Source organism: Streptomyces sp. NPDC034111 (genome assembly GCF_055575375.1).
Window position 1 is genome coordinate 219826 of the sequence record NZ_JBVIST010000001.1, and the last position, 19712, is coordinate 239537.

Genomic DNA, 19712 nt, shown 5'->3' on the forward strand with positions numbered 1-19712 from the left:
ACTTTCCCTGTACGCCGCGTATCCACCGGTTGTGGTCATACCACCCGTAAGTGGTACGGGTGTACCGCAGGTGTTCGGGTGCCGCCGGCTGCCGGTCCGGCGGCACCGTCCGTTCAGCCCTGATCCACGGCGGCCGCGGTGCGGACCTTCAAGGCCCTTCGCAGGTCGTCGAGTTGGTCGATGAGCTTACGGCGCAGGGCGGGGGTCGGGTCGCCGTCGGTGAGGCAGTTCTCACCGAGGCGGAGGGTGTCCTCGTCGACGAAGGGGACGGGGAAGGCGGAGCGTCCCGCGGCCTCGGCGAGGGCGGGGCCGCGGGCGGCGGCGAGGGCGGGGACGTCGCGGAAGTAGCGGGCGACGTAGGGGCGGAGCAGGTCGAGGTGTTCGGGGGCCCAGAAGCCGGTGGCGGTGGCGGTGAAGAGGTAGTTGGACAGGGCGGTGGGTTCGTCGGTGCGGAACAGGGCGTCCCAGGCGGCCTGTTTGGCGTCCGGGTCGGGTAGTGCGGCGTGGCAGCGGGCGGCGCCTTCGCGGCCGGTGGCGCTGGGGTCGCGGGCGAGTTCGGCGTCGATGGTGGCGCGGAGTTCGTCGAGCGGGGCGGCGCCGAGGACGGCGAGCCGGCCGAGGATGCGCCAGCGCAGTTCGGGGTCGAGGTGCGGGCCGCCGGGGACGCTGCCGTCGTCGAGCCAGTCCTGGAGGCCTTCGGGGGTGGTGGCGCTGTCGATGAAGGCGCGTACGGCGGTGAGCCGCAGTCCGGCGTGGCTGCCGTTCTCGGGGCCTTCGGTGCGGCGGAGTATCTCGCGGCTGAGCGCGGTGAGGCCGGCGAGGGCGGAGTGGCGGCTGCGTGCCGGCAGGTAGCGGTCGGCGATCTGGGTGCGGGCGAAGGCGAGGACGCCCTGGACGAGGGCGAGGTCGGTTTCGTGCGGGAGGTGGGCGCGGGCGGCGTCGAGGTAGGCGGTGGGCGGCAGTTCGCCGTCGCGGACCATGTCGCGGGCGGCGTTCCATACGACGGCGCGGGTCAGCGGGTCGGGGAGGCCGGCCAGGGCGCCGAGGGCGGTGTCCCAGGAGTCCGGGTCGAGGCGGACCTTGGCGTAGGTGAGGTCCTGGTCGTTGAGGAGGAGCAGGGCGGGGCGGGAGCCGGTCCCGGTGTGGCTGCTGTCGTCGGGCACGTCGAGGGTGAGCGGGGTGCGGGGGACGAGGCGTCCGGGGGTGTGCGGGTCGTGGTCGTAGAGGCCGACGGTGAGGCGGTGGGGGCGGGTGCCGTCCTGGCCTGCGGTCTGCTGGACGGTGAGGCTCCAGTGTCCTTCGGTGGTGTCGCGTACGACGGGGGTGAGGGTGTCGACTCCGGTGGTGCGCAGCCAGCGGTCGGCCCAGCCGTGGACGTCGCGGTCGGTGGCGCGGGCGAGGGAGTCGATGAAATCGGCGAGGGTGGCGTTGCCGAAGCGGTGCCGGGCGAAGTGGTCGTTGATGCCGGTGAGGAAGTCCTTGTTGCCCATCCAGGCGACGAGCTGGCGCAGGGCGGAGGCGCCCTTGGCGTAGGAGATGCCGTCGAAGTTGAGGAGGGCGGAGGCGGTGTCGGGGACGTCCTCGGGGGCGGGGGCGACCGGGTGGGTGGAGGGGCGCTGGTCGGCGTCGTAGCCCCAGCCCTTGCGGGCGACGGCGAAGTCGGTCCAGGTGTCGGTGAAGCGGGTGGCTTCGGCCAGGACCTGGTAGCCCATGTATTCGGCGAAGGATTCGTTGAGCCAGATGTCGTCCCACCACTGGAGGGTGACGAGGTCGCCGAACCACATGTGGGCCATTTCGTGGGCGATGACCATGCCGCGGGTCTGGCGTTCGGTGTCGGTGACGGCGGAGCGGTAGACGAATTCGTCGCGGAAGGTGACCAGGCCGGGGTTCTCCATGGCGCCGGCGTTGAATTCGGGGACGAAGGCCTGGTCGTAGGAGTCGAAGGGGTAGGGCTCCTCGAAGAGTTCGTGGTAGCGGTCGAAGCAGCGGCGGGTGAGGTCGAGGATTTCTTCGGCGTCGGCGTCGAGGTGGGGGGCGAGGGAGCGGCGGCAGTGGATGCCGAAGGGCAGTCCGGCGTGTTCGGTGCGTACGGAGTGCCAGGGGCCGGCGGCGACGGCGACGAGGTAGGTGGAGATGAGGGGGGTGGGGGCGGCCTTCCAGTGGCCGTTGCCCAGGTGCTCGGTGCGGCCGTTGGCGAGGACGGTCCAGCCGGTGGGGGCGGTGACGGTCAGGGCGAAGACGGCCTTGAGGTCGGGCTGGTCGAAGGCGGCGAAGACGCGCTGGATGTCGTCGAGGAACAGCTGGGTGTAGACGTAGTTCTCGCCGTCGGCGGGGTCGGTGAAGCGGTGCATGCCCTCGCCGGTGCGGGAGTAGCGCATGGTGGCGTCGATGCGCAGCTCGTGGTCGCCGGGGGTCAGGCCGGTGAGCGGGAGGCGGTTGTCGTCGAGGGCGGTGGGGTCGAGGCGGTGGCCGTCGAGGGTGGCGGAGTGCAGCTCGGCGGGTTTCAGTTCGACGAAGGTGTCGCCGCCGGCCCGGGCGGTGAAGTGGATGACCGTGCGGGAGCCGAAGGTCTCGGCGCCTTGGGTGAGGTCGAGTTCGACGGTGTAGTGGTGGACGTCGATGAGTCGGGCTCGGGTCTGCGCCTCGTCGCGCTGGAGTTGCGGCATGGGGCCATGCTGCCGTACGGCCGGTGGCCGGTGCACGGGGGTTTGTCCGGGTGCGGTGGTGCGGTTGCGGGCCCCGGCGCGCGGTCAGCCGCTGTGCCCGCTGACCAGCGGTGGATCGTCGGGGTCGGGGATCTGGGTGGACCAGCCGCCGGGAACGTTGCGGCCCTGGCGGTCGCGGAAGCGGACCGGGGCGGTGCCCACGCGCCGGGTGAACAGGCGGCTGAAGTAGGCGGGGTCGTCGTAGCCGACGCGCCGGGCGACCGCGGCGACCGGCAGCTCGGTGCCGGCCAGCAGCTCCTTGGCGCGGCCCAGGCGGATGCCGAGCAGGTAGTCCTTGGGGCTGCATCCGGCGCCGCGGCGTACGGCGGCGCGCAGTTCGGCGGGGGTCATGCCGTGCCGGGCGGCGTGTTCGGCGACCGAGAGGGGGAGGAAGGCGTCGCGGGCGAGGGCCGTCAGGACGGGGTCGCCGTCGGCGTCGGTGTCGGCGCGGGCGCGGCGCAGGGCGACGAGGAGTTCGTGGACCGCGGCGGAGGTCTCCACCTCCAGGAGGGGGTTGCCGCGCCGGGCCGCGCGGGCGATGCGTCCCACCGCGGCCCGGGCGGGGCCGGTGTCGGCGAGCGGTACGACGGGCCGGTCGGGTTCGATGTAGCCGAGTTCGGTGTAGGTGGCGGCGGCCGGGCCGGTGAAGTCGACGAAGCTCTCGTCCCAGCCGGTCTCCGGGTCGGCCCCGTAGTGGTGCTGCACGCCGGGGAGGATCCACAGCAGGGCGGGGGCGGTGACGGTGCGGCGCCGGCCGTCGGGGGTGGTGAACCAGCCGCGGCCGGCGCTGATGACGAGCGCGACATGGTGGTCGAGGGTGCGTGGGCCGACCGTGGGCAGGGTGCCGTGCTGGAGGCCGACCCCCAGGCACACCAGGCCGAGCCGGTGGTGGACCGGGCTTGGGGTGAAGTAGCGCATCCAGGTGTGGTACACGGCCGGCCTCCCGTCGCTCCGTGCCTCGTGTGTGCCGTTCCGTCCAGGCGTTCAACCGTCCAACCGTCCAAACACAGCCGATCTTTGTCCATGGACCGTCACACCGCCAGAGGGCGAGGGTGACCGGTGAGCTGATCGAGATGTCCTCGGGGGACGACACAGGGGGGTTGCGTGGCGCAATTCGCGGTGGGTGAGCGGGAGTTCCTGCTGGACGGGCGGCCGGTGCGGCTGCTGTCGGGGGCGTTGCACTACTTCCGGGTGCACGAGGCGCAGTGGGGCCACCGGCTGGCGATGCTGAGGGCGATGGGGCTGAACTGTGTGGAGACGTATGTTCCGTGGAATCTGCACGAGCCGCGGCCCGGGCAGTTCGAGGATCCGGAGGCGCTGGGGCGGTTCCTGGACGCGGCCGGGGCGGCGGGGCTGTGGGCGATCGTGCGGCCGGGGCCGTACATCTGCGCGGAGTGGGAGAACGGCGGGCTGCCGGCGTGGCTGACCGGGCCGCTGGGGCGGCGGGTGCGGACCTTGGACGCGGTGTATCTGCGGGCCGTGGACACCTGGTTCGGGCGGCTGCTGCCGCAGGTGGTGGCGCGGCAGTGCACCGCTGCCTCGGACTCCGGCGGCCCGGGCGGCGGGCCGGTGGTCATGGTGCAGGCGGAGAACGAGTACGGCTCGTACGGCAGCGATGCCGCGTATCTGGCGTGGATCGTGGAGCGGCTGCGGGCGCTGGGGGTGCGGGTGCCGCTGTGCACGTCGGACGGGCCCGAGGACCACATGCTGAGCGGGGGTTCGGTTCCGGGGGTGCTGGCCACCGCCAATTTCGGGTCGGGGGCCGGGGAGGCGTTCGCGGCGCTGCGCCGGCACCGGCCGGACGGGCCGCTCATGTGTATGGAGTTCTGGTGCGGGTGGTTCGCGCACTGGGGGCAGGCCGAGGCGCCGCGGTCGGCGAAGGACGCGGCGGCGGCGCTGCGGGAGATCCTGGAGTGCGGTGCCTCGGTCAATATCTATATGGCGCACGGCGGTACGAGTTTCGGCGGCTGGGCGGGCGCCAACCGGGTGGGTGAGCTGCACGACGGGGCGCTGCGGGCAACGGTTACCTCGTACGACTACGGGGCGCCGGTCGATGAACGGGGGCGGCCGACGGAGAAGTTCTGGCGGTTCCGTGAGGTGCTGGCCGGGTGGGCGGACGGGCCGCTGCCCGAGGTGCCGCAGCCGCCGCCGGGGCTTGCGGCGCCGGTGCGTGCGGTGGTCGGGGAGTGGGCGCCGGCCGGGGACGTGATGGAGGCCCTGGGCGGCGTGGAGGCCGAGGGCGGTGGTCCGGCGACGTTCGAGGAGCTGGGGGTGGACCGGGGGGTGGTGCGCTACCGGGTGGCGGTGCCGGGGCCGCGGGGCCGGTATCCGCTGCGGGTGCGCGGGCTGCGGGACCGGGCGGTGGTGTTCGTCGACGGGGAGTACCGGGGCGTGGTGGAGGGCGAGGACGCGGTGCTCGGGGAGGTGGCGGGGCCGGCGTCGGTGGAGCTGTGGGTGGGGTCGCTGGGGCGGGTCAACTACGGGCCGCGGCTGGCGGAGTCCAAGGGGATCGTGGGCGGTCTGCTGCACGAGCGGCAGTATCTGCACGGCGTACGGTCGCGGGGGCTGCGGCTGGCGGCGCTGGAGGAGGCGGGGGCGCTGGCGAAGGTGCCGTTCCGGCCGGCGGAGGGCGCCGGCGGGGGTGCGGGGCTGTACCGGGGGACGCTGACGGTGTCCGGGCGGCCGGGGGACGCAGATCTGGTGCTGCCGGGCTGGCAGCACGGCTTCGCGTGGATCAACGGTTTCTGTCTGGGCCGTTACCGGGCGGCCGGTCCGCAGCGCGCCTTGTACGTGCCGGGCCCGGTGCTGCGTGCGGGCGGCAACGAGCTGCTGGTGTGGGAGTGGGAGGGCGCCCCGGCCCCTGTGGGGGAAGAGGCGGGGGCGCCCGGTCTGTATCCCTGCGCGGCAGGGAGCTGAGGGGGAGCCGTGGGGGCCACCGACCCCGCCCCCACGGCCGGTTCACACCTCGCGCACCTCGAAGGCGTCGAGGACGAACTCCGCCGTCCCGTCCTCGCCGGTCTTGCGGAGTCCCACCCAGGCCTCGCCGTTGTCGGGCGCGGTGAACTCATAGGTGTGGGTGGTGGGCCGGGTGGCGACCGGGAGCGGGGTGCGGCGCAGTTCGCGGGGTGCGGGCTCGTCGACGGCGGTGATCCAGGCGTACTGGCCGGCCGTCTCGTTCTCGTAGCGGAAGGTGACCCGGTAGCGGCGGCCGGGGGTGAAGCGGACGGTGTGCGGAACGGTCCGGTAGACCAGTCCGGTGTTCTCGCCGCGTGACTTGAGCGACTGGCCGCCGTCGATGACGTCGTCGATGGCCTTGCCGTTCCAGCCGCGCTGGGTGAACGGGGCGTGCCGCTGGGCGATGTGGGTGCGCGGGTCGGTGCTGCCGCCGGCGTCGCCCTTGACGAAGACGCCCCAGCCCTGGGGGACGTGCTCGAAGTCCTCGTAGGCGACGGTGCCCTTCTTGGCGGTGGGTTCGGCGGGCACGACGCGGACGTTGTCGAACCGGACCCGGGCCGCTCCGGCGGCCGCCGTCAAGGTGAGGGTGACGGGGCCGCCGCCTTCGGGGACGGTGAAGCGGGTGAACAGGCGCTGGAAGCGGGTGCCTGATTTGCGGTCGGCGGCCACGTAGTTGCCGACGGTGGAGGTGTCGGTCCAGTTGGCGGCGGTGACGCCGTCAGCGGTGCGGATCTCCAGGCCGGACCGCCGCCGCTCCCCCGCCGTGGCGCCGACCTCGATCTGGACGGAGGCGGCGTAGCGGCCGGGGGCGAGCCGGGTGAGTTTCTGGGCGACGGTGGCGGCGCCACCCGCGCCGATGACCAGCTCGTAGTCGCCTAGCTTGCTGAGTTCGACGGTGGCCGGGCCGGTGGTGTGCCAGCCGTGCAGGGTGCCGGAGTGGAAGCCGGGGTCGGTCAGCGGGGTGCCCTCTCCCCAGCGCGGGTCGGGCTGGGCGGGTGCCTTGCGGCGGTGGATGACGTAGGCGATGCCCGCTTCGGCGGTGAGGGTGATCCGTCCGCCGCTGACCGGGATGCGGGTCTCCTGGGTGCGGCCCTGGTCGGTGAGCCGGTAGGCGTGGACGGCGCTGAGGGACGACCAGCCGCGGGGCAGGGTCCAACGGGTCGTGCCGCCACGGGGGTTGTAGTGGTAGAGCTTGTCGGGGTCGGTGGCGCGGCGGGGTTCCCAGGGGAGCAGGTAGGTGCCGTCGTCGTAGACGACGCGGCCATCGGTGGTGATCTTGCGGGTGCCCTCGGCGTCGCTCACCGACGTCTTTGTGGGGCCCTCGAAGGTGATCTCGTGGGCGCCCCAGGTCCTGATCGGGTAGGCCTGGAGGTACTTGGCGGGCAGCGCGTGGGTCCAGATGAGGGTGTGGAACGCGTGCCAGTCGGTCTTGCCGACCCAGCCCTCGAAGTTGCCCATCCGGCCGCTGCCGAGCAGCGTGGGCCACTTGTCGGCGAAGACGTCCTTGTGGTGGTTGCGCAGGAAGCGGATCAGCTGGGAGTTGATCCCGCGGGAGGTGTCGGGGCCGTAGTCGGTCTCGTTCGCCCAGTGCGACCACAGTGAGGAGCGCTCCAGGCCGTGGCCCCATTCGGTGGTGATCTGCCAGCCCTGGGCGCGCAGATGGCGCTGGAGGCGGTCGGAGTTCCAGCCGGACTCGCGGAAGACGTCGATGTAGAGGGTGTTCAGGGCCGGGTCGGTCTCCTTGCGCAGCCGGGCGAAGCGGCGGGCGATGTCGCCGGAGACCAGATCGCGGCGGGCGTCGATGCGGTAGGACTGGTCGAGCCAGTCCCACTGCTTGTCGTCCTTGTCGACGAGCGTTTCGGAGAAGGCGTGCGCGACCGGGTAGGACTCGGTGGCGTTGACGTGCACCGCGAAGTCGCTGTTCCACTTCTTGCCGGCGCGCAGCAGGGTGTTGAGGTCGGCGAGGCCGCCGGCCCGCTGGTTGTAGTTGCCGCCGTAGTCGGGGTGGGCGGAGTCATGGCCTTCGGACTGGTAGCCCTTGAGGAGGGTGAACTGCCGCAGCCCGTCGGTGGCCAGCGCGATCCGTTTGATGTGGTCGAGGGTGGCGAGGAACGGGTTGGTGGCCTGGCTGGCGAAGTTGAACGGGATGTGCGGGACGACCCGCAGATGCTGTTCCTCGGCGCCCAGCGGCATCACCATGATGTCGCGCAGGGCGATGGCGCCGTCCTGCCAGTCGGCGCTGCCGTCGCCGTTGCGGTCGCGGGTGACAAGGACGGTGGCGTACGGCAGGGGGTCGGTGGCGTCCACTGGCTGCCCGGCGGCGCGGTGCGTCCACTGGCCGGGGCCCAGCTGCGTCGTGACGAAGCCGTCGGCGCGGACGGTCTGCCGCCACAGTCGGCCGTTCTCCCAGGTGGTGGCGCCGGTCGGCTTGTCGTGGGCGGTGTTGGTCTCGATGCCGGCGGCCAGTTCGCCGGTGGCGACGACGGCGTAGGCGCAGCCGGTGGGCGCGGCCTCGGCGGGCGTGGCGTCGGTAGGCCGTACCAGGGTGTCGCCGCTCTTGGCCTTGTCGAGCTCGATACGGGCGGCGAGCAGGGCGGCGCCGGGCTGGTCGCTGCGGACGCTGAGCAGTGCGAGGCCGGGGATCTCCAGGGTGCCGATGCGCAGCGCGGGGGTGTCGGTGATGCCGGTGACGCGCCAGGTGGTCCGCCATCCCTCGACGGCGATCTGCACGGTGACCGTGGTGCCGCCGTCGAAGCGGAGGGTGTAGGTGGCCCGGTCGGCGCGGGTGTGGTGGGTGACGTGGGGGGTGCGGGCGGTGCCGTCGATGAGGACCTGGGTGACGGGGGTTTCCTGGCCGTGCAGTACGGCGCCGGTGCCGCGGTCGGTGTAGGAGACGATGCGCGGGAAGGCGGTGTCGACGCGGACCTCCAGCGCGGTGGAGCGCAGCACCGCTTCGGTGGCGCGCGGTGCGGCCGTGGCGGGGCGCGCGCCGAGCGGGAGGGCTCCGGCGACCGAGGCGAGCGCGGTGGCGGCGACGACCTTTCTGCGGCTGGGCCCGCGCGGGGCATCTGTCTGTTCGTTCACGCGCGCTGTCCTCCCCTTCGGGGCCTGCACTGGCTGTCGGCGGACAGCGTGCTGCGGGGTCGGGGCGCGCGCCTATGGACAAAGGGGGTGGAGGTGTTGGACAGATGTGGGGCGGGGCGCGGGTGCGGCGTGGGTGTGGTCGCGGTTGGTCGCGCCGGTTCGTGGTCGCCGTACGCGGGCCCGGTCCGTCGCCGTACGCACCGGGTCGTCGCCGTGCTCAGGCCAGCGCGGGGCCGCCGTCCAGCGGGAGCACGGCGGTCAGCTGCCAGCCGCCCTCGGGGGCCGGGCCCGCGGTGAGCCGGCCGCCCAGCGCCTCGGCCCGTTCGGTGAGTCCGGCCAGGCCGAAGCCTCCGTCGCGGGCCTGCTCGGACAGCCGTGCCGGTCTGCCGCCGTCGTTGGCGATCCGCAGCTCCGCGCCGTCGTCCACCGCCCGCAGGCCGATCCGTACCGCCGTGGCGTCCGCCGCATGCTTGCGGACGTTGGTCAGTGCCTCGCGCACGATGCGGTGGACCGCCGCGGCCACCTCGGCCGGCAGTGCGTCGGCCACGCCCCGGTCGAGGGAGAGCACGACCGGCGGGCCGGTGCGGGCGAAGGCGTCGGTCAGCGCGCGGACCTCGGCGAGCCCGGCGACCGGCTGGGTGTGGGCGCCGTTCTCGCGCAGCACCCGCACCAGCCGGCGCATCGCGCCCAGCGCCTCACCGCCGGAGGTCTCGATCCGCTCGAAGGTGGCGCCGGCCCGCGGCCCGTCCAGGGCGGTGAAGCGGGCGGCGCGGGCCTGGACGACGATGCCGGTGACGTGGTGGGCGACCAGGTCGTGCAGCTCCCGCGCCAGTTCCAGCCGCTCGGCGGCCCGTACGGCGGCGAGATCGCGCAGCCGCTGGGCGTCCTGCCGGCGCAGGATCACCGAATAGACGGCGACGACCACGGTGACCACCCCGTAGACGACGGCGAAGAGGCCCAGCCGGACGTCCCGCAGAGGGGCGAGGAGGCAGGCCAGGGCGAGCAGCGGGCCGAGGACGGCGGCGGTGCGGCCGGCCGCGCGGTGGACGACGGCGCCGAGCAGGACCAGCAGCGCGACGCCCTCCCCCAGTCCCCACACGGCCGGCGCGTGCGGCCCGGCGATCAGCACCGCCGAGGCGGTGAGGGAGACCGCGGCGGCGGCCCGGGCCCGTAGCGTCAGCGGGATGCGCGGGGCGGGCGCCGCGCACAGGCAGACGAGCGCGCCGGTGACGGCCATCACCGCATGCGGGCCGCTGGGCCGGCGGAATAGTGCCACGGTCTCCACCACGACCAGCAACAGCAGCACCACCGCCAGGACGGCCCTGGCGGCGACGGCTCCCCGCGGGTGGCTCCGGGCGCACCCCGGCACAGCGGTCATGCGTACGGCTCGCTCCGCTCGCTCATGTACGCCCGCCGACCAGGCCGCTCTCCCAGGCCCAGGCGGCGATCTCGACGCGGTTGCGGGCGGCCAGCTTGCTCTGCACATGCGCCAGATGGGACTTGACCGTGGACAGCGAGACATACAGCTCACCGGCGATCTCGGAGTTGGTCCTGCCGTGCGCCAGCTCCCGTACGACGTCCCGTTCGCGCTCGGTGAGCGGTGCGGAGGGGGCCCGGGCGACCGCGCCACGGCGGGCGGTGGGGGCCATTTCGCGCAGCAGCCGGACGGTGATCGCGGGTGAGACCAGGGCGTCGCCGACGGCGGCGGCCCGTACGGCCTCCACGAGCAGGCCGGGGCCTGCGTCCTTCAGGAGGAAGCCGGAGGCGCCGCCGTGCAGCGCGGCGTGTACGTACGCGTCGAGGTCGAAGGTGGTGACGATGACGATGCGGGGCCGTTGCCCGTACTCGGGGTGGGCGGCGGCGCGCGCGGAGAGCCGGCGGGTGACCTCCAGGCCGTCGGCCTTGGGCATCCGGATATCCAGCAACAGCACATCGGGGCGCAGCCGTTCGACGGCTTCGAGGGCGGCCTCGCCGTCGACGACGTCGTCCAGGACCTCGATGTCGGCCTGGCTCTCCAGGATCATCCGGAACCCCGTCCGGACCATCTCCTGGTCGTCCGCGATGACCACACTGATCGGCATCCCCGTTCTCCTCTCCTGCGTCCTCGGTGTGCCGGGCCCGCCCATTTCAGGACTGACTAGGCCGCGACCTGCGAGGCAAGGGACTCGGGGGCCGGCTCGAGGGGGTCGCGGTGACCGCCGAGCAGGACGTAGGCGAGGGCCGCGGCGGAGGCGGCGAGGAGCAGGGCGGCGACGACCGTCGTGCGGTGGTGGCGGTCGCGGGCCGGGGGCCGGCGGCGGGGCTCGGTGGACATGCCGTTCACGCTAGGCAGCGGTCAGGGGCGCGCCCAGAGGTCCTACGACCGTCGCTGACGGCACAAGACCCGGCCGGAAGGGTGCGTTTGGTCCCGGGCGCGGACGGACCAACGTCCGGGTGGCGGGGGGACCAAGGGCCGGGACCAAAGTCCTCCGGCAGGGGCGTGGACGTGGTGCAGGGCCCGGGGAGCGTGCCCCGGGCCCTGCGCCTGCGTGGGTGGTGCGGTCGGTCAGCCGAGTTCGCCCGCGGCCTTCTTGATGTCCGCGGCGAAGGTGCTCACCTCGCTGTAGACACCGGGCTTGCCGGGACGGGCGCAGCCCTCACCCCAGGAGACGATGCCGACCTGGAGCCATTCGCCCGCGTCGTCCTTGCGGAACATCGGGCCGCCGGAGTCGCCCTGGCAGGTGTCGATGCCGCCGGTGTCCAGCTTGCCGGCGCAGATCTCGTCGCCGGGCGTCAGCTGGTCGCCGTAGGCCTTCTGGCAGGCGGCGTCGTCCACGAACGGCACGGTCGCCTTGAGGAGGTAGCGCTGCTGGTCGCCGCCTTCCTTGTCGGCGCCCCAGCCGGCGATGGTGAAGTCGCCGTTGTTGAGCTTGTCGTCCTCGGCGATCTTCAGCGTGGGCTGGTCTATGGGCTTGGCGAGCTTGATCAGCGCCCAGTCCTTGCCCTTGCCGTTGTAGCCGGGGGCCTGGAGGACCTTGGTGGAGTTGACCTTGACGGCGGCGGAGTCCTCCAGGTCGACCACGCCCGCGGTGGCGGTGATGGAGGTGTTGTCGCCGCTGCCCTCGACGCAGTGCGCCGCGGTGAGCACGATGTCCTTGGCGTAGAGGGCGCCGCCGCAGCCCATCGACAGCCGGACCATGAAGGGGAATTCACCCTGGTCGGCCTTGGTGCCGCCGACGACCTTGGTGTGGCCGCCGCCGGACGGGTCCGGGGCGGGGGCGGCGGAGGCGGAGGCGGGCTGGAGACTGAAGGCGGCCAGGGCGACCGCGCCGACGGCAGTGCTTCTCGTGAGGAGCTTCCGGTAGCTGCGCAACGGGCTTCCTTTCGTGGGGGGTTGCACGTCGCTGACGAGCCCATGCCAACACCGGAGCCGGACGTGGCCGCCGCAGAATCTGCGTGGAGGAGGGCAGCACGCCGTAAGGCGTCCGGACCCAGTGGGGGATGAGTCCGTGGAGCGCCCTTGGATTATGTGGAGTGGGCGATCAGGGTGACAAGGGTGCGCATCCGGCCAACTCCCTTACCACCCACGCCGGTACGGCTCATACCGGATGATCCCGGACACCCGTACAGTGAGCCGGGTGACCACGGGCGGCAGCAATATCGAGCACGGATTCCCCCACCTCGACACGGTGCGCGCGGCCGTCCACGCACTGTTCAAACGCCTGTCGTACGACACGGTGAGCACCTTTGCCACGAGCGTGCCGCCGGCCGAGGTGGCCTTCGACGACACCGAGGACCTGCATCTGGGCGCGCAGCGGGTCGCCCGCGCGCTGGTCCGGCAGCTGCATCTGCCGGACGCCCGGATGGTGGTCAGCTTCCGCGAGATGGAGCACGCGGCGAACGTCGAACTCGCCGCGGGCCCCGAGTACTTCATCGAACTCAACGACCGCTTCAGGAAGCACCGCAAGGACATCGGTGCCGCGCTGGCCCATGAGGTGATGCATGTCTACCTGCACCGCCTGGACCTGTCGTTCCCCGGCACCCGCGACAACGAGATCCTCACCGACACCGCCACCAGCTACCTCGGCGCGGGCTGGCTGCTGCTGGACGCCTACCGCGAGCACGGGCCGTTCTCGCAGAAGCTCGGCTATCTGACGCCGGAGGAGTTCGGTTATGTGCTGGCCAAGCGGGCCGCGTTCTTCGGCGAGGACCCGGCGCCGTGGTTCACCAGCCCGCAGGCGTACGACGCGTATACGGCGGGCGCGGCGCGGGCCCGCCGGGACGCGCGCCGGCCGCCGCTGGCCGGCGCCGGCTGGGCCGCCCGGCTCCGCTACGCCAAGGACCGCCGGGCGGCGCAGGATCCACGGCGCACCGTCCGCCCGGCCGGACCGGACGACGGCTACGCCTTCGAGGGCCCTGCGCCGCTGCGGGTGTCGTTCCCGTGTCCCGCCTGCCATCAGCGGATCCGCGTCCCGGTCCGCGGGCGGCTCCAGGCGCGCTGCGGGCTGTGCAAGACGCTGCTGGACTGTGACACCTGACGCCGCGTCGGCTACCCGGGGCGGCGGGACAGATGGCGGTCGAAGAAGGCCCGGACGCGGTGGCGCACCGTGGGCACCGAGACGGCCGGGTCGAGCGCGCCGACCAGCTCGCCCCGGGCGGCGGCGGTCATCAGTCCGGCGGCGTGCAACGGGGGCGCCATCGCGGCGTAGTCGGTGAACACCCAGTGTGCGGTGCGGGCGATCTCCTGCCGGCGGGTGCAGCCCCGCGGGTGGGAGAGCATCGCCTGCCAGGAGCGCGCCAGCTCCGCCTTGTTCTTCTTCCCGCCGGTGAACTCCTCGGAACCCAGCAGGAGCAGCGGCCGGTCCACCCCGTGGCGGGCGACCGGATACAGCTCCCCGTAGCGGCCGGGGCCGGGCCTGGCCGGCGGGTGGTCCAGGTAGCCCTCCATGTTGACCGCGGCGGCGATCCGGCGGTCCTCGTACAGCGCCTCGGCGACAGCGGTGCCACCGGCCGAGTGGCCGTAGAGGCCCACCCGCCGCAGATCCAGCGCCCGGCCGAGGTGCGGTGGCAGGGCGCGGCCCGCCGCATCGGGGTTGCCTCCGGTGGCCAGGACCGCCAACTGCCCGAGGACGAAACGGAGGTCGGCGATCCGGGTGGCGATCGCGGTACGGAACTGCCCGGGATCCTTGCGGGGATCGTCCCGGAAGACGGTGGTGCGCACGGCATCGGGCCGGTATGCCGTGGTGACCGGGAACTCGACCTCACTGGTGTCGCCGGGGTGGTCGAGGGTCACCACCACATAGCCGTGGCTCGCCAGGTCCTCGGCGAGCCCGGTGCCCAGGGTGCGCGGGTCGCCGCCTCCCGGGCTGTACAGCAGCACCGGTCGCCGTACGGTCTGCGCGGGCGCGCCCGTGTGCGCATGCGTCCTGGTGGCTGCCCAGTTCACCCCGGCCTCCGGGAGGTGATGCACCCGGGCGTCGAGGCCGGCGAAGACCGCCGCGGCGGCCTCGGTCATCTGGGGTGCGACCGGGGTGCCGCGGACGGTGCGGGCCGGGTAGTACACCGTGGCCATCACCTCCCTTACGGGGAGGGCGGCATCCCACGGGTCGCACCGCGAGCGGTCGACCAGGTAGAGCGTGGTGACGCCGATGCGGTGCGGGCCGGCCGGCGCCGGCAGCCGCAGGGTGACCCCGCCCGCGGGCCGTGCCGGTGCGGGCGCCTGCGGCCGGGGCGGTGACTGGGCCTGCGCCGGGGTGATGCCGCCGGTGAGCAGCAACCCGGCGGCCAGTACCGCCGACTTGGTGACGGTCCGCCGGTCCAGGTGCCCGGCACCACGAGTGGATGCGCCATGAGTGAATGAGGAGGACATACCCGCATGCTGGCGTCCTGCGGCGGGCGCGGGCGAGGTTTTCGAGCCGGCCCGAAAGGCTGGTGCGGCGCCACGGAGGAGAGTAGTGACCCGGATCCACTTCACGGCCGCCGACTTCGCCCTGGTCCGCCTCGCGCCCCGCCCGGCCCCGTTGCAGGAGCTGAACGCGGCCCTGATGAGGATGTGCCGCCCCGACGACGCCCTGCTCTTCGGCCGCTGGCGGCAGCGGCTGCTGCGGTCCCTGCCGGCCACCGCCGTACCGCTGGCCGCTCTGGTTCCCGGCGCGCACGCCCCCGCGTTCCTCGATGTGTTCAGCGACAGCCTGCCGGAGGCACTGGAGACCGTACGGGCCGCCCGCCCGGCCCTGGTCCGCGCCGAGCTCGAGCGCGCGTACGCCGGGCATCCGGGCCCGGTACCGCCGTGGATCCGCGGTCTGCACCAGGGTGATGCCGACGCCTGGCAGCTCGTGACCCGCGCACAGCGCGCCGCGTTCGACACCGCGCTGCGGCCCGTGTGGCCGCTGGTGCAGGACCTGCACCGGGCGGAGTTCACCCGCCATGCGCTGACCGTGGCCGAGCACGGCACCGGCGCCGCGCTCACCGCCCTCGTCCCCGGCAGCCGACTGCACCAGGACGTCTGGGAGTTCGAGGCGCCCGGGCAGAGCGACATCCGGCTGGGCGGCCGCGGGCTGGTGCTCCAGCCCACCTTCCACCGGACCGGCCCTCCGCTCCTCGCCGACCTGCCCGGCCACCCGCTGTTCCTCACCTACCCGGCCGGGCCGGGCCTGCCCCTCGTACCCGACGGGGCGGACGGCGCGGACGACGCACTGGCCGGGGTGCTCGGGCGGACCCGCCACGAGATCCTGCTGCTGCTCACCGAGGAGCACACCACCAGCGGCCTGGCCCGCCGGCTCGGCGTCAGCAACGCCACCGCCTCCGCCCACACCGCCGCGCTGCGCGGCGCGGGCCTGCTCACCACGGTCCGCGCCGGCCGGGCGGTGCTGCACCGGCGCACCGCGCTGGGGAGCCTGCTGGTCCAGCGGCACAGCGGGGCGGACACCGGGGCCGGACCGGCCGACGCTAGACCCACCCCTCCAGCCCGGCCATGAACCCGTCGAAGTCGTCCCGGTGGATGGTGTGTCCCGAGCCGGGCACCGTACGGACCTCGAAGCCGCGGGCGGTCAGTTCGGCGGCCGCCTCGTCGGAGAAGAGGAAGCCCCGGCCCGCGATCTGCACCAGCGAGGGGACGACCGGCTTCTGGGGCGTGCGGTCCTGTAGATGCTCGGCGGACAGCGCCAGCGCGGTACCGGTGTCCCAGAGCGCGAGGGTGGCCAGCTCGATGCCGACGTCCACGTCGTCCCAGCGCGGGTTGAAGGTCTGCACCATCGACCGGTCGGCGGTCTTGAAGGTGACGAACAGGGCCGGGTCGACGGGCTGGCCGACCCGCCCGAGCGACCAGGCGGGATCGCTGTAGACCGCGCGCCGCGGCTGGAGTTGCTCCACGGCCAGGGAGAGCGCCAGACCGCCCAGCGAGTGCCCGATGACGACCTCGGGCCGGGCGGGCAGGGTCTCCACCAGGTCCTCGGCGTACAGCTCGGCGGCGTATGCGCCGCGCGGGCTGAGGCCGTGGCCGCGCAGGTCGACGGCGATGACACGGTAGCCCCGCCCGGCGAGCGCCGGGCCGACCCGGTGCCAGGTGCGGTGGTCGGACATCATGCCGTGCACCAGCACCGCGACCCGTTCGCCGACGCCCCACTCATGGGTGTGCAGCTGCATGCCCGTGCCCTCTCCCGTGTCGTCGCTCGCCGGCTCCGGTGCCCCCGGGCCGGCCGCACCCGGCGAGGTTACATGGGTAACGAAAGGCGGAGAGGGCGCCGCGCCCCGGCCCCCGGGCAATTCCCCCGGTGCGAGGACACCCCGCAGGATCACCGCCCCAGCCGGCCGCGCACCACCCCAACTCGCCCTATACATACGCTGGTTGACCTGGTGCACAGCTTCCACCCCTTCGCGCGCGACTCCGCCCGGGCCGCGCCGGGTCACAGCCAGTCCTGCTCCGGGGTCGCCGCGGCCAGGACGTCCCGGGCGTTGCCGAGGAGCGGCCTGCCGTGCGGTACGCACACCGTGTCGACGTCGTCGAGGGCCGCCAGCCGCCGGAAGGAGGCGATGGCCCGCTCGCGTTCGACGTTGATGGGGCCGAGGACCGCGCGGTCGCCGTCGGGGCTCGTACCGATGATGTCGCCGGGGAAGAGCAGTCGGCTCCCGGGGAGGTGGAGTGCGATCCCGCCCGGGGTGTGGCCGGGGACGTGCAGCACCCGCACCGGTTCCGGCCAGCCGTCGAGGGTGTCTCCGTCGTGCAGTTCGACATCGACCTCGGCCGGGCGCAGGGGCGGGACCCCGGAGGCCGCGAAGTCCGCCATGGTCCCCTCGTGCAGGGACCGTTCGGCGGCGGTGAGCACCGCCTGTGGTTCGGGGAGGGTGCCGCGGATGTAGGGGGCGTCCAGTGCGCCGGCCAGTACCCGGGCGCCGGTGGCGGCCACCAGGTCGGCCGCGGAGCCCATGTGGTCCACATGGCTGTGGGTGAGCACGATCTGCCGCAGCTGCTCCGGCCGGCCGCCGAGCCGGGCCAGTGCGTCGAGGATGGCGGGGGCCGAGCCGGGTATGCCGGTGTCGACCAGCGCATATCCGTCATCGGGCAGCGCGACGACGTAGACGTGCCCGACGGGGAAGGCCAGTTGCCAGACGGTGAGGGTGAGGCGGGTCAGTGAGTCCATACCGGGGACGCTAGCGGGCGCCGGCCCGCGGTCATCCGGTTTGCGCCCAGGGCGGATTGAGCGGACGGCGAAGCGGCAGGGATCAGGCCGGAACCTGTCTTGCCCCGGACACGTCATACCGCCGAACAAGGAGGCAATGTCATGCGAGGATCCCACCTCTCCCGCACCCGTACGCTCGCCGCCGTCCTCACCCTGGCGGTGTCCGGCACGCTCGCCCTGTCCGGCTGCGGGCAGAAGCAGCAGACCGTGGGCAGCGCCCCGCCGCCGAAGAAGCCGGACGCCTTCGCGCAGCGGGCGGACCAGATAGCGCGGGACTGGCCCAAGGTCTCACCGGTCTCCGGGCGGAAGCAGGCGCTGCTGCCGCTGGCCGGCGCGGAGCGCCCCAAGGACACCGGCGTACGGGAGATCACCGTGACCGTCGGGCACAGCGCCTGCGATGTCCGCTTCGGCGCCCGCGTCCAAGAGACCAAGGGCCTGGTGGTGGTGGGCGGCTGGGGCAAGCGGAAGAGCTCCAAGGGGATGTGCACGGAGCTGCTGGCCACCGACAAGGTGAAGGTCAAGCTCAAGGGCGCACTGGGCAACCGCAAGGTCGTGGACGCCGCGACCGGCAAGCAACTCCTCAAGGGCTGACCGCCGGACGCGACGCGGCCGGGCGCCCCTCCCCGGAGGCCGCCTTCGAGCGCCCTCCAGGCAAGACGCCCGGCCGCATGTCCCCTGCGCGAGCACGGCACTTCACCGATCCGGGTGACCCCGCCGCGCCGGGACCCGGCAGCGACGGGTGGATTACCGGCCCGCCTGGTGGAGGGCGGCGGCAGGGCGCAGGGCTGCCGCCGCCCTCCCGCACCACGGTCACATACGGGGCGTGGCGAGCGTCAGGGACGGAAAGAGCGCCTCGTCGGGGAGACCGAGGCGGTCACGGAAGGCCACCCGGCCGGCTTCGGTGAGGCTGAGGATGCGGGTGGTGGGCGACTTGACGATCCATGCGCGGTCCACGGCATGGCGGTAGAGGGCTGCGCCGACCGCGCCGGAGAGGTGCTGGCGGCGCACCGTCCAGTCGAAGCAGGTACGCACATGGGCCCGGTGGGCGGACGGGGGGCCGGTGTCGGGGATACCGAGGGCGGTCAGCCACTGGGCGCCGGCGGCGGTCAGCACCAGGCCGTGGTCCCGTGCCAGCAGGCCGCGTTCGGTCATCGTCTCGGCGAGGGCGACGCCGAGTGCACCGGCGATGTGGTCGTAGCACGTACGGGCGTGGTGCAGCGCCCTGCGCTGGTTGGCCTCGGCCAGCGAGCGGATCGGGACCGGGCGGTAGGGCGCCAGTCCGGCCAGGTTCTCCAGCGTCTCGGCGGTGTCCGGGCCGGCCAGCCGCACATAGCGCCGCCGGCCCTGGCGTTCCTCGGCGAGCAGGCCGCCGGCGACCAGCAGGTTGAGGTGTTCGGTGGTCGTGGAGGGCGCCACGGAGGCGTATTCGGCGAGTTCACCCGCGGTCCAGGTGCCGCCGTCGAGCAGGGCCATACAGATGGCGGCACGGGTGCGGTCCGCGAGCAGCGCCGCGAGCGCGGCGAGATCGGGCGTCTCCGTGAGGCTTTCCTGATCGGCGTCCCATCGGTTCATGTACACAGAGTAACCTCTGATAACATTTCGGTGAGCACCGAATCATCCGGCTTCTATCCTCAACGGCATGAAAGGCGCGCTGGAGAAGAGCAGTTCGGTCACCCCGGCGCTGCTGTCCACGGAGAACGACGACGGAACATTCGTACTGGTCGAGCTGCGGATCCGGTGGGAGCTCGGCCCGGTCGTGAGCCTCTGGCTGCCGACCCGCGGGCGCACCGCCAAGAACCTCGCGGTACGCCCGGACGTGGTGTTCAATCTGCCGCCGGACGCGACGGGGACCGAGGAAGGCACGGGCGCCATGGCGCCCTCGGCAGAAGCACCCTGGACGGAGCCGTCCGAACTGGTACGGCCGCCCCGACTGGTGCACTGTCCGGTGCAGTTGGAGGCGCGCCGGGTCGGTGAGCGGACGGTGACCGACGGGGCCTGGACGCAGATCGAGGCACAGGTGTTACGGGTGCACGCCGACCCGCGGTGGGTGCTGCCGCTGAGCGACCGCCGGATCGACCTGGCCGCGTGGCATCCGCCGGTGCACGACTTCCGGCCGTCGGCCGCTCCCCCGGACCAGGCCGTCCCGGCGCCCGCACGGGAGTTGGCGCGGCAGTTGGGGCGCCGCTTCCCGGAGCGCAGCGGCTCGTAGGGGGCGGGCGAACAGATCCCGTAGGGGACACGAAGGCCCCCTCAAAAAGACCCGCGGCGCCTGCCCTCCGGTCGGGGGGAGGGGACAGGCGCCGCGGACGGG

At 73.4% G+C, this 19712-nt stretch carries 16 protein-coding genes; 5 read left to right on the plus strand and 11 right to left on the minus strand.

The window, feature by feature from the left end; genetic code table 11:
* Window positions 1–113: 113 nt before the first annotated feature.
* Both pepN and ACZ55A_RS01000 read right to left on the minus strand, forming a co-directional pair.
* On the minus strand, window positions 114–2666 hold the full coding sequence (gene pepN / locus ACZ55A_RS00995) for an aminopeptidase N (RefSeq protein WP_468831158.1): 2553 nt from the start codon (window positions 2664–2666) through the stop codon (window positions 114–116).
* Between the two features lie 84 nt (window positions 2667–2750).
* Window positions 2751–3638, minus strand: a complete 888-nt coding sequence (locus tag ACZ55A_RS01000) for a helix-turn-helix domain-containing protein (protein WP_468831161.1) — start codon at window positions 3636–3638, stop codon at window positions 2751–2753.
* Between the two features lie 171 nt (window positions 3639–3809).
* Here ACZ55A_RS01000 and ACZ55A_RS01005 point away from each other — a divergent pair, with 171 nt between their 5' ends.
* Window positions 3810–5621, plus strand: a complete 1812-nt coding sequence (locus tag ACZ55A_RS01005; RefSeq protein ID WP_468831164.1) for a glycoside hydrolase family 35 protein — start codon at window positions 3810–3812, stop codon at window positions 5619–5621.
* 42 nt (window positions 5622–5663) lie between these two features.
* On the opposite strand, the gene ACZ55A_RS01010 is transcribed toward ACZ55A_RS01005, so the two are convergent.
* The 5 genes from ACZ55A_RS01010 to ACZ55A_RS01030 all read right to left on the minus strand — a co-directional run bounded on the left by ACZ55A_RS01010 (window position 5664) and on the right by ACZ55A_RS01030 (window position 12096).
* Window positions 5664–8744, minus strand: a complete 3081-nt coding sequence (locus ACZ55A_RS01010; protein ID WP_468831167.1) for an endo-alpha-N-acetylgalactosaminidase family protein — start codon at window positions 8742–8744, stop codon at window positions 5664–5666.
* Between the two features lie 217 nt (window positions 8745–8961).
* Window positions 8962–10122, minus strand: a complete 1161-nt coding sequence (locus ACZ55A_RS01015) for a sensor histidine kinase (protein WP_468831170.1) — start codon at window positions 10120–10122, stop codon at window positions 8962–8964.
* Between the two features lie 22 nt (window positions 10123–10144).
* A complete protein-coding gene (locus ACZ55A_RS01020; RefSeq protein ID WP_468831172.1) occupies window positions 10145–10825 on the minus strand; it encodes a response regulator in 681 nt (226 codons plus the stop codon).
* A gap of 56 nt (window positions 10826–10881) precedes the next feature.
* Window positions 10882–11058, minus strand: a complete 177-nt coding sequence (locus ACZ55A_RS01025; protein WP_468831175.1) for a hypothetical protein — start codon at window positions 11056–11058, stop codon at window positions 10882–10884.
* 231 nt (window positions 11059–11289) lie between these two features.
* Complete coding sequence (locus ACZ55A_RS01030) at window positions 11290–12096, minus strand: S1 family peptidase (protein ID WP_468831178.1); 807 nt, start codon at window positions 12094–12096, stop codon at window positions 11290–11292.
* A 235-nt stretch (window positions 12097–12331) separates the two neighbouring features.
* Between ACZ55A_RS01030 and ACZ55A_RS01035 the strand changes: the two genes are divergently transcribed.
* A complete protein-coding gene (locus ACZ55A_RS01035; protein ID WP_468831181.1) occupies window positions 12332–13261 on the plus strand; it encodes a hypothetical protein in 930 nt (309 codons plus the stop codon).
* Between the two features lie 11 nt (window positions 13262–13272).
* Here ACZ55A_RS01035 and ACZ55A_RS01040 read toward each other — a convergent pair whose 3' ends face one another.
* Window positions 13273–14592: an alpha/beta hydrolase gene (locus tag ACZ55A_RS01040; RefSeq protein ID WP_468831184.1), complete on the minus strand. Its 1320-nt coding sequence runs from the start codon at window positions 14590–14592 to the stop codon at window positions 13273–13275.
* 85 nt (window positions 14593–14677) lie between these two features.
* On the opposite strand from ACZ55A_RS01040, the gene ACZ55A_RS01045 reads away from it, so the two are divergent.
* Complete coding sequence (locus ACZ55A_RS01045) at window positions 14678–15700, plus strand: ArsR/SmtB family transcription factor (RefSeq protein ID WP_468831187.1); 1023 nt, start codon at window positions 14678–14680, stop codon at window positions 15698–15700.
* Here ACZ55A_RS01045 and ACZ55A_RS01050 read toward each other — a convergent pair.
* Window positions 15672–16367: an alpha/beta fold hydrolase gene (locus ACZ55A_RS01050; protein WP_468831190.1), complete on the minus strand. Its 696-nt coding sequence runs from the start codon at window positions 16365–16367 to the stop codon at window positions 15672–15674. The two genes, ACZ55A_RS01045 and ACZ55A_RS01050, sit on opposite strands and share 29 nt — an antisense overlap.
* A gap of 260 nt (window positions 16368–16627) precedes the next feature.
* Window positions 16628–17362 (minus strand): MBL fold metallo-hydrolase, encoded by a 735-nt coding sequence (locus ACZ55A_RS01055; RefSeq protein ID WP_468831193.1) that lies wholly within the window; start codon window positions 17360–17362, stop codon window positions 16628–16630.
* Window positions 17363–17503: 141 nt separating this feature from the next.
* Between ACZ55A_RS01055 and ACZ55A_RS01060 the strand changes: the two genes are divergently transcribed.
* Entirely contained in the window at window positions 17504–17992 is a 489-nt protein-coding gene (locus ACZ55A_RS01060) for a hypothetical protein (protein WP_468831196.1), read from the plus strand.
* 219 nt (window positions 17993–18211) lie between these two features.
* Here the strand turns inward: ACZ55A_RS01060 and ACZ55A_RS01065 are convergent, their stop codons facing one another.
* Window positions 18212–18973 (minus strand): ArsR/SmtB family transcription factor, encoded by a 762-nt coding sequence (locus tag ACZ55A_RS01065; protein WP_468831199.1) that lies wholly within the window; start codon window positions 18971–18973, stop codon window positions 18212–18214.
* Between the two features lie 67 nt (window positions 18974–19040).
* On the opposite strand from ACZ55A_RS01065, the gene ACZ55A_RS01070 reads away from it, so the two are divergent.
* Complete coding sequence (locus tag ACZ55A_RS01070) at window positions 19041–19610, plus strand: hypothetical protein (RefSeq protein WP_468831201.1); 570 nt, start codon at window positions 19041–19043, stop codon at window positions 19608–19610.
* Window positions 19611–19712 lie beyond the last annotated feature (102 nt).

Bases quoted from the DNA above. Each gene is read 5' to 3' on its own strand.
- pepN (WP_468831158.1), bottom strand. From the start codon at position 2,666: ATGCCGCAACTCCAGCGCGACGAGGCGCAGACCCGAGCCCGACTCATC.
- ACZ55A_RS01015 (WP_468831170.1), bottom strand. From the start codon at position 10,122: ATGACCGCTGTGCCGGGGTGCGCCCGGAGCCACCCGCGGGGAGCCGTC.
- ACZ55A_RS01020 (WP_468831172.1), bottom strand. From the start codon at position 10,825: ATGCCGATCAGTGTGGTCATCGCGGACGACCAGGAGATGGTCCGGACG.
- ACZ55A_RS01025 (WP_468831175.1), bottom strand. From the start codon at position 11,058: ATGTCCACCGAGCCCCGCCGCCGGCCCCCGGCCCGCGACCGCCACCAC.
- ACZ55A_RS01035 (WP_468831181.1), top strand. From the start codon at position 12,332: ATGATCCCGGACACCCGTACAGTGAGCCGGGTGACCACGGGCGGCAGC.
- ACZ55A_RS01040 (WP_468831184.1), bottom strand. From the start codon at position 14,592: ATGTCCTCCTCATTCACTCATGGCGCATCCACTCGTGGTGCCGGGCAC.
- ACZ55A_RS01050 (WP_468831190.1), bottom strand. From the start codon at position 16,367: ATGCAGCTGCACACCCATGAGTGGGGCGTCGGCGAACGGGTCGCGGTG.
- ACZ55A_RS01055 (WP_468831193.1), bottom strand. From the start codon at position 17,362: ATGGACTCACTGACCCGCCTCACCCTCACCGTCTGGCAACTGGCCTTC.
- ACZ55A_RS01060 (WP_468831196.1), top strand. From the start codon at position 17,504: ATGCGAGGATCCCACCTCTCCCGCACCCGTACGCTCGCCGCCGTCCTC.
- ACZ55A_RS01065 (WP_468831199.1), bottom strand. From the start codon at position 18,973: ATGAACCGATGGGACGCCGATCAGGAAAGCCTCACGGAGACGCCCGAT.
- ACZ55A_RS01070 (WP_468831201.1), top strand. From the start codon at position 19,041: ATGAAAGGCGCGCTGGAGAAGAGCAGTTCGGTCACCCCGGCGCTGCTG.